The sequence below is a fragment of the Rhodococcus sp. T9N genome (genome assembly GCF_024436645.1).
In the GTDB taxonomy this organism is placed as follows: Bacteria; Actinomycetota; Actinomycetes; order Mycobacteriales; family Mycobacteriaceae; genus Rhodococcus_F; species Rhodococcus_F qingshengii.
Genome location: NZ_JAMSKS010000005.1, coordinates 354,099 through 361,580 on the forward strand (window position 1 = coordinate 354,099; position 7,482 = coordinate 361,580).

General features: G+C 60.9%; 6 protein-coding genes. 1 reads left to right on the forward strand and 5 read right to left on the reverse strand.

The genetic code is table 11. The features are described 5' to 3' along the window. Positions 1-2: 2 nt before the first annotated feature. The 5 genes from M1L53_RS12180 to M1L53_RS12200 are packed head-to-tail and all read right to left on the reverse strand — an operon-like array spanning position 3 to position 6,345. Positions 3-1,736 carry an ABC transporter ATP-binding protein gene (locus tag M1L53_RS12180; protein WP_054188487.1) on the reverse strand — a complete coding sequence of 578 codons (1,734 nt, stop codon included), beginning with the start codon at positions 1,734-1,736 and terminating at the stop codon, positions 3-5. A gap of 11 nt (positions 1,737-1,747) precedes the next feature. Further along, positions 1,748-3,547, reverse strand: coding sequence for an ABC transporter ATP-binding protein (locus tag M1L53_RS12185; protein WP_232319091.1), 1,800 nt, complete (start codon positions 3,545-3,547; stop codon positions 1,748-1,750). Further along, positions 3,544-3,891: a cupredoxin domain-containing protein gene (locus M1L53_RS12190; protein WP_054188453.1), complete on the reverse strand. Its 348-nt coding sequence runs from the start codon at positions 3,889-3,891 to the stop codon at positions 3,544-3,546. The genes M1L53_RS12185 and M1L53_RS12190 overlap by 4 nt, the downstream gene beginning before the upstream one ends. Positions 3,892-3,901: 10 nt before the next feature. After that, the gene (locus tag M1L53_RS12195; RefSeq protein ID WP_050656041.1) at positions 3,902-5,464 is read right to left on the reverse strand and encodes a multicopper oxidase family protein; all 1,563 of its coding nucleotides are present in this window, start codon (positions 5,462-5,464) and stop codon (positions 3,902-3,904) included. Beyond that, positions 5,461-6,345 (reverse strand): ABC transporter substrate-binding protein, encoded by an 885-nt coding sequence (locus M1L53_RS12200; RefSeq protein ID WP_232319092.1) that lies wholly within the window; start codon positions 6,343-6,345, stop codon positions 5,461-5,463. Before M1L53_RS12200 ends, M1L53_RS12195 begins: the two co-directional genes overlap by 4 nt. A 284-nt stretch (positions 6,346-6,629) precedes the next feature. Here M1L53_RS12200 and M1L53_RS12205 point away from each other — a divergent pair, with 284 nt between their 5' ends. Beyond that, positions 6,630-7,361, forward strand: a complete 732-nt coding sequence (locus M1L53_RS12205; protein WP_030536498.1) for a TetR/AcrR family transcriptional regulator — start codon at positions 6,630-6,632, stop codon at positions 7,359-7,361. Positions 7,362-7,482: the final 121 nt, after the last annotated feature.

The following is a 7,482-nucleotide window of genomic DNA, read 5'->3' on the forward strand; positions in this document are numbered from 1 at the left end:
CTTCACCGCTTAGGCGCTCGGTCGATCCTCCATCCCTCCGCGCCACTGCGCTCGGCCCACAAATCCGAGTACTTCCCACCTCGCGCGATCAGGTCTTCGTGGGAGCCGACCTCCTCCACCCCACCGTCTTCGAGGTAGACGATGCGATCTGCTCCCTGAATAGTCGACAGGCGATGAGCGATGATCACCACCGTTCGACCACGGGCCAATCGGTGAATTGCCTCGGTGATGGCGACTTCGTTCTCTCCGTCGAGGGCGGAAGTCGCTTCGTCGAGAAGAACAATCGGAGTGTCCTTGAGGAATGCCCGCGCAATCGAGACCCGCTGACGTTCACCGCCGGACAGCAGCGATCCGCCTTCACCTACCCTGGTCGCCTCACCGCTCGGCAAACGGTCGATCACTTCGCCTAGCCTGGAATCCACCACTGCTTGACGGACCTCCGACTCGGTGGCATCCGGTCTCGCCAACCGAACGTTCTCCAGGATGGTTCCGTCGAACAGGTAAACCTGCTGTGAGACAGTCGATATCCGAGACATCAATGCTCTCGTTCCGATCTCGCGAACATCGGCTCCCCCGATGGTTACCGCACCTTCGTCTACGTCCCAGAATCTGGAGATCAGCCGAACCAGAGTTGTCTTTCCGGAACCGGAAGGACCGACCAGAGCGGTGACCGAGCAGTCCGGGAACTCGAGGCTCACGTTACGAATCACGCGATCCGGGCCGTAGCCGAAGGAAACCGAATCGAACCGAATATCATACGAAGTAGGCTCTTTCGGCACCTCAGGCTCCGCCAGCACCGGTACATCGATCATCTCGCGGACAGATCCGAGCGACACCCGGGCCAGTGAGATACCTTCACCGAATCCTGCGAGCATTTGCATCGGCTCCACGAACCTCACGGCCAACACGAGAACAACGATCACGCTTGCTGTGTCGATGGACCCGGTGGTGACCAGCAGTGCCGCCAGAACCAGGACGGTGAGAAAGGCAACCTGAACGACGATCATGAAGCGCAGCAGATACTTGTCGACCGATCCGATTTCCTGCAGGTGTGCGTCCCGGTTGGACACAAGAGCTTCGTCCAACCGGGTCCAGCCTTCGCCACTCTTACCGGCCGAACGTAGAACTTGCTGCGCCTGTGCATATTCGACGACGCGCGATGCCAACTCGGATTCGCTCTTGCCGATCGCCTCGTATTCGGGAACAACCGCCCGCTGCACGTTGCGGTAAGCCCGAATCCCCAGTGGAACGAAGACGACCATCGCGAGAGACAGTCGCCAGTCCACAAACAAGACAGCGATCGCCACTGTCGCTGGAGTCACCGTGACGGTGACGAGTTGCGCGATGATCATTCCCGGGATGCTCATCAAGATAGCCGTGCCCTCGGTGACCAGGCGAGTGAACGCTCCACGGTTTGCCTTGCTGAACCACCCGAGCGGAACCTGCACCACGTGCTCACCGAGGCGATGCATGATTCCACCGGCAAAACCCTCGATTCCGATGCGGTACGCCCGATTCTCGGCGATCCACCGTACGGCGCCACAGGCCACCGCCACGAGAGCAGCCGTGACAACCCACGGCACTGCGGCGTCGTAATCGCCGCGAACCACCGCTTTCAGGATCGGAATAATCAGTGCAAAGACGACACCCTCGAGTATCCCAGCGAGCGTGAAACCTGCTATCTGACATCGCATCCCATTGCCGCGCCCGAGGATTTCGTCCAGGTCTTGAATCATTGCAGCGCCTTTCACGGAGATATGTCTTCGACGAGGGGGTTCTGGAGCGCCCACATCCGCGCGTAGGTTCCGCCGAGCGCCGACAACTGTTCGTGCGTACCTTTTTCCACGATCCGCCCGGCGTCGAGAACGAGTATCTGATCTGCGTATCGGACGGTGTGCAGTCGATGAGCGATCACCATCATGGTGCCGCCGTCTGCACTGATCTCGCCCAGTGCGCGTTGAACGGCCGATTCACTGTGGGGATCGGCCTGCGAAGTCGCCTCGTCCAGGATGACGATCGGCGGGTTCTGAAGGATGGCGCGGGCGATCGTCAGGCGTTGCTTCTCCCCACCCGACAGCTCACCGCCCGAACCACCACCGATCTCGGTGTCGTACCCGTCTGGCAGTCGCACGATCACGTCATGAATTTGCGCCCGCTTCGCCGCTGTCTCCACTTCCATATCCGTTGCATCTGGTCTGCCGAGCCGAATGTTCTCGCGCACGGTGTCCCGCAAGAGCACGACATCCTGGAAGACGATCGCCATCGATTTCAAGACTTCACGACTGGACTGATCTCGTAAATCGCTTCCACCGAGGCGAATAGATCCATCCGTCACGTCCCAGAACCGCGGAAGTAGACGCGCCAACGTGGTCTTTCCGGAGCCGGACGGTCCGACTATCGCGGTGACGGTGCCCGGTTGCATCTCGAAGGAGATGTTCTCAAGGACGCGCTGTCCAGTGGTGTATTCAAATCCGACGCAATCGAATTCAACCAAGGTACCGCGAGCCGAGACCGGCTCCCGGGGTTCAGCCAGCTCTTCTTCGCCGAGAATGCTCTCGACGTGAGTCGCTCCCAGTTGGCCTTCGCGGTAGAGATTGGCCATCGTTCCCATGTGCAGAACCGACGACGGAACACCGATTCCGACGACTAGAAAGGCAACAAGAGCTACCGGGGTAATCCAACCCCCGGACAACATTGCAGTTCCCGTCGCCGTGATGACCACGATGAGTGCCGCCGGTGAGAGGAGGATCGACATCGCGACCACCGGCCTTCCCATCCCCGACATCCATCGCACGCACACCGCAACCATCGAATCGACAGCGCTCGAGTAGCGCGCGAATGCGCGACTCCCACTCCCGTACGTCTTGACAACCTCGATACCGTCGCCCAGTTCTACTGTCGCAGAGGTCAATGTCGACATTGCAAGATTCCAGGAGTCGACGTTCGTTCGATAGGCTCTGCGCATCGACGGCGCGGCGAGAGCGAGACACACTCCGATGTAGCCGACCAGGACCAGGCTGAACTTCCAGTCCATCGCCACCAGATAGATCAGGGCCACTATCGGCGACAGGATCGCGGGCACCACGTCGGCGGGAAGGTGAGCGACGAGAAGATGCATCCGCTTCACGTCGTCCGTCATCGCCTGCTTCACTTCACCGGTGCCACCATTTGCAAACCACCCCAGAGGAACTCGGGACAGATGCCGAGCGATACGCGAGCGGATCGAGTATTTGAAATGCGCGTCGGCGGTGTGACAGACGGTCAGTGCTGCGTTGTAGACGACAAAACCGAGAATTGTGCCCGCTGCACCGATTGCGGCCCACATCCAGACCAGGTTCAACGACGAGCCGGTCAGGAGCACCCGCGCGATCTCGACCACCGCAACGTAGGGCAGGAATCGCAGTGGCACCGACAGTGCCGACAGACCCGCCCCTAGGAGGAGTTGATTTCTCACCGGCGCGATCATCCTGCCCAAAGCGTCTCGGTCGACGAGTCCAGGCGAGTCTTCCGGGGCTGCGGACTCGTTCACTTTCATTGCCGCACTCACTCTTCGACGATGATCGTGCCGGTCATGTTCGGATGTGGTGTGCACGTGTAGGTGAACGTTCCGGCTTTGTCGAAGGTCTGACTGTAGGTTCCGCTTCCTTGGAGATCGCTCTTGATCCCCAACTCGGCGAACACGACATCGTGCGGCATTCCCTGGTCCTCGAAAATCCACGTGACGGTCTGTCCTGTGTGCACGGTGACGGAGTTCGGTGTGTACGCACGGTTTTTCACCGAGATCTCGACCGGCGCTTGCTCGGTAGATCCCGTCAAATCGTTGCCGCACGACGTCAGTGTGAATACCACTGCAACAGCGATCAATGTGGTCAATCCGGTGCGAACTGACATTCTGCTCTCCTCATCGAACGTAGTGGAGGTCGGCAGTCATCCCGGCCTCGAAGTGGTACGCGTTGTGACAGTGAAACATCCACCGTCCTGGATTGTCGGCGTCGAAGTCGATCGCCATTTGTGTGCGCGGAAGTACGATCACAGTGTCTCGGCGAAGCCCGCCGTAGGAGGGAACCGAGAACGTGTGCCCATGGGTGTGCATCGGGTGCCACATGTCGGTGTCGTTGTTCATGACGATTCGTATTCGCTCGCCCTGCTTCATTCTCAACCGACCTGCATCGGCGCCCGCCATTCCCCAGAGGTATCGATCGCCGGCCTGAATGAGATCCACCGAATACGCACGATCCGGTGCCCTCTGCTCCAGCGCTCCTGACGGGCGAAGCTCCGATTCCAGAACGAGCCGACCGCCGGAACCTGACAGCACTGCAGGCGAAGTCAGGTCGACGACCGCTACCGAATCCGGCGTCCGAAGCAGGCACGCGACGCCACCTGACTTCCCTTCCACCTTCGCGGCGATGGGCCACGAGCCGGACTGCACCGTCACCAATACGTCGTATCGCTGCGCGGGTGCGATCAGAATCTCGTCTCCGGCTGTGTAGGCAACGTCCTGCCCGTCAGCACTGACAACGGTCATCTCGTGCCCGGCGACCGAGAAACGGTACGGAGTCTCCGCCCCGGCATTGATCACCCGCAATCGAAGCCGAGTTCCGGCCGTCGCACTGACGACGAAGGGATCTTCCACAGGCCGTCCGTTGATCAGGTGCAGTGGATACGTGATGTGCGTTGCCATTCCACCGAGCGCCTCGGAATTGCCGTGACCGCTGGCGAGAAGTTCTGCGGCAGAATCAATCTCTGCATCATCGACTTCCGGTGGAGCTCCGCCGTGCCCGTGGTGTCCTCCCTGCACGTCCGGTGACAATGCGCGAAGCACTGCATCCGGGGTTGTTCCCAGCCCGTCGAGCCAGTCGTCGATCACGATGACGACGTCCTCGTCGGCTCCGGTCCGGTCGTTCGGGTCCTCGACCACGAGTGCACCGAATAACCCTCGATCGGCCTGCAATCCTGAATGGGAGTGGTACCAATATGTTCCGTGATCCGGGGCCACGAAGTCGTAGGTGAACTCGGCACCTGGTTGGATTCGTTCCTGGGTGACCGGCGGGACGCCGTCCATGTCGTTGCGGATCGCAATGCCGTGCCAGTGCACCGAGGTCTCCGTCGGAAGGTCGTTCTGCAAAAGAACGTTGAGCCGGTCTCCCTTGGAGATTCGAAGCTCCGGGCCAACTGCTTCCGCACCGTACGACCATGTGTCGACCTCTCTGGCGCCCAGACTCACCCGAGCCGGTGCAGCTGTCAGATTCCGTTCGACTGTGCGCCCGCTATGAAATCTCGCCTGTTCGGCAGCACGAACTTCGTCGTCGAACGGTGAAATCTCAGAACTGGATTCGTTCGCCGAGCCACGGCTGCACGCACTCAATGCCACAGAACCCAAAGCCGCAGAACCCACAGCCGCAGAGCCGAGCGTCACCGCTCCCCATCGCAGAGCCAGGCGCCGACTCAACGCACTCGAACTCATGCCGTCAGCGCCGTGAATTCCTGATAGCGCGTCGCGGCAACAGCTTCGGTTCCGGTGCCGGTCAGATTGCCGGCAGCCATGGCATCCATGTCCTCGATCATCCAGAAAGTGGCGAAGGGATGAGTGGCGAGCCACATGTCTCCGTTGACCTTGGCCACTCGGTTCTCCTGCACCGCTGAAAGACTCGAGAACCCGGGAACACCGGCAACCTTGCCGAACTCGTACACGCCCTCGTCGAACACGGCCACGATCCGAGCATCCTGCGCCGGGATCGCCTCGTCGGACAGGGGCGCATACGGCAGTCCTCCAGCGGCATTCGATCGCTGGGATTCCGGACGCCCGAAGCCGCTCTCCGCCAACAACAAGGACGGCGGCGCCTGCTCGGTGGTGGTGGCAAGGATTCCAGAACTGCTCATCAGCACCGACACGGTGTTCGCTTCACCACCGGACCGAGCAGAGACGTCAGCGATCTTGCCCTCCAAGGCGACGGTCAGCTTGTCGGCAACCGACTGACGATCAAAAGCGCGTCCGAAGAAGGCAAGATTCTCACGCCACGGAGTGGTGACGGCCGGGACCGGCACTGTGGGTACGGTCGATGCGAGGGAGTCGTAGTAGCTCCGATCGCCCATCGACGTGAAGATGACCAGTCCGGGATCCTGGGCGAGGACCTGCTCGATCGGGGGTGCACCGAGCGGCGGCACCGTGACCACCTCGGTACCCGCTGACGCCAAGATATCCTGGCCGATCTCCGATCCCCACGACGTGAAGACCACGTCAGGGGTGATGCCGACGGCAAGGAGACCGAGTGCGGCGTATTCGTCGAGGGAAACAATTCGCCCGAGGTCGCCCGGAACCGACGTCTCACCGAATTCGTGGGACACAACACGCGTTCCCTCGGCAGGTTCCGTCGTCGGTCCCGCCTCACTCGAGCTACAGGCGGCCGCAGTCAGGGCAACGACACTGACCAGCAGCGAAGCACCCAGCCTCGATAGGTAACCGGGTCGCGTTTTCAACTTCATGGTGTCCTTCAGCTTCGAAAAATCGGGGGGTTCGCATAAATCCGAGCACTGCTCGGATTTGGCAAGTAAACCTCACCTAAGTACATCCGTCAATCGCTTGCGTCGACTACGCACACCGATCCGACGCCACTAAGCTCGGTCGGACCATGACTGCGCCATCACCTGACAAGAAGTCCGCCGCGAAATCACAGCGCCGCCGGAGTTACAACACCGGGATCACTGCGGACGCGGTGCTGACCGTGGCGTTCGGGCTCAGTCGCGAGCACGGAGTCGAGGGCTGGTCGCTGCGGCAGCTGCTCGGCGAACTCGATACGTCGTTCTCCGTCGTCTATCGACTCGTCGGAGATCGGGACGCACTCTCGGCTGCGGTGGTCGACAGTGCGGTGTCGGCCGTGAACGTGCCATCTGCACAAGAAGATTGGCGTCAATGGCTGACGCATCTGCTCTTGCAGATGCGAGAGGCCTTGATCGAGTGTCCAGGCGCGGCACAGTGGCTGCTGATGAACGGAGTTGCCACCCAGCGCAGCCGGGAACTCATGGAGGCCGGATTGGCATCGCTGATCGACGCCGGGTTCGGGGAAGAAGCCGCTCAGGCTTACACCGTCGCCTTCACCTCGACAATCACACTGATCGCCATGAACGACGCCAGGCGCATTCCCAGCGGACAGCCTTCACCCGATCACAGCGCGATGCTGGAACGACTGAGTAACGACGGACCCTCAGATCCTCGTTCATCGATGGAGACACTGATCGGGAAGTTCGCCGGTCCACCGGATGCTGCGGAAGCAACACGGGCAGAACACTATCGCTACACACTCGACCGTGTCCTCGACGGCCTCGAGGCGCGGCTGAACGCAATCAAGGAGTCACAGAAATGACCGAGGGTCGGGGGGGGGGGGGTGGGGGACCCGCCCCACGTGGTGTTGGGAATTAGGTTTGTGTTAACGGACACGGTGGGGACGGAACGCAAAGGGGGTGACAGGGTTTAGCCCCAAAACC